This is a genomic window from Empedobacter sedimenti (assembly GCF_030005555.1).
In the GTDB taxonomy this organism is placed as follows: domain Bacteria; phylum Bacteroidota; class Bacteroidia; order Flavobacteriales; family Weeksellaceae; genus Empedobacter; species Empedobacter sedimenti.
The window spans coordinates 1-1,958 of record NZ_JASCQG010000037.1; the positions used below are offsets into that span (position 1 = coordinate 1).

Here is a 1,958-nt window from a genome sequence, read left to right on the forward strand (position 1 = left end):
AAAATATTTGTAACCGTTTATTTCGCAATATAGAAACGTAAATAGTTTATTTTCGAGAATAATTATACATAAAAATTCATTTTTTATTTTAAACAGGGCTACTATGTTATGCAAGAGTCGTAGAACTACTACATATTCGATTGTAAACGTTTAAAAACGATTAATTAAAAAATGAGTTTCTAATTTAGTCATAGTTAAAAAAATAATTAATCTTAAAATTTACAACTATGGCTAACAATTCAAGAGGAGTCTTAAAATTCAACGGAGGAGAAGAGCAAAAAATCATCAAATTAAACTACGGAGTTTCAAGAACGACTGACGTTTCTGGACGTGTTGCATCTGATCCATCTAACGCTTTAATCAAAGTTACAATCGAAGCAACTGAAAGTTCTACGATTTTAGAAAGTTTATTAAACGGAAAATACAAACCAACTGTTGGTGATATTACATTCAACAAAGCACACGAAGAAGGTGTTTTAATCAACTTGAAGTGGGAAAACGGTTACGTTATTCAACACGAATTAGAATTTGACGCATTAAACGACAACAATATGTTAATTTCATTTATCGTTAGTGCAGAGAAAATTGATTACGGAACAGCTGCTTACGACGGTGTTTGGCCATCAGCTAGATAATTTTTTAAAATATTGATCATTTAAAGAATCAATCAACCTCTAATCTATCAAAAAAACTCTTGGTGCTGATGCTTTTTTAGCGAGCGTCAGGAGTTTTTGATTTTTATGTTATCCTAATTTTAACGCAAATTTTAAGAATTATCTATTTCATATTGAATAACTTTAGTTCAATTACTCAACCTCAAATTCTATTACTATGTTTCAAGACAATAAATCTTCCAAACCATCTGTTCCGTCTTTGGACGCAGGAAAATTACAAGATCAAGGAATCGAAACGCTAAAAAATAAAGCGATTAACGAAGTTGATCAAAAACTTGGTCAAGCAAATGCGAAACTGAAAAATGTAACAAATAAAGCTGCTGAATATTCGAATATTGTAAAAAATCAACCGAATATTCCGATGACAAACAATGTTGTTGCACAGAATTTATGGGGAAATCAACCCACTTCAAAAATCTATAATTCGAAAACAATTCCAGATCACGATGTTTTAGGAATCAACCGTGTTGTCAATCTTGGATTGGTGATCGAAGGAAAAGTGATTGATTTTTACAAGCATTTTAAACTTGTTCAGAGTACCAAAAATCACCATCAATTTGAAGTCGAATTGGCGTATGATGTGATGGGTGAAGCGGAAAATTATCGTTTAGAAAAAGCGCAAGATTTTTTAGGAAAACGCTTAACAGCCATTTTCAAATACAAAGATGTAGAAGATAGCCCCGAACGTGTTTTTGTTGGGGTAATTACCGAAGTTGGTTTTGTGCAAGAACAAGGCAGTTTAGGAAATATTTTATTGAAAGGATTTAGTCCAACTATTTTGCTTGATGCAGCGCCTCATACACAGAGTTTTGGTGGTACACAACCCATTAGTTTAAACAGTATTGTGGACGAAGTTATCAAACAAGGAATTAGTAAAAGTCGTTTTGACTATCGTATTGCAGCTAAATATGGCAATATTAGTTACTCGGCACAATACGAAGAAACGCATTACAACTATTTGGCTCGTATGGCAGAAGCTTATGGTGAGCAGTTTTTTTACGATGGAGAGGTATTGCATTTTGGAGAATTACCACCACAAGAAGCTCCAGTAAAATTAACGTACGGAAGTAGCGTGAATGACGTAAAAGTGAACATGAGAGCGCAACATGTTAAACCTTCATTTTACGGCTATAACAGTAGTAAAAACGAAAAATTAACCACAGGAAGTTCAACTATTAATCATAAATCTGATATTGCCAATAGAGCTTATTCAATCTCAGAAAAAACATTTACAACACCCTCTTTGCGTGTAGCACCAATCAAATCGAGTACATCGATGGATGT

General features: G+C 33.1%; 2 protein-coding genes. Both read left to right on the forward strand.

The genetic code is table 11. The features are described from left to right. The first annotated feature begins 227 nt into the window (after positions 1-227). A complete protein-coding gene (gene tssD, locus QHG34_RS15770; RefSeq protein WP_282631180.1) occupies positions 228-635 on the forward strand; it encodes a type VI secretion system tube protein TssD in 408 nt (135 codons plus the stop codon). Between the two features lie 196 nt (positions 636-831). Further along, positions 832-1,958: contractile injection system protein, VgrG/Pvc8 family (locus tag QHG34_RS15775; RefSeq protein WP_407080921.1), on the forward strand; the 1,127-nt coding region annotated here is incomplete at its 3' end.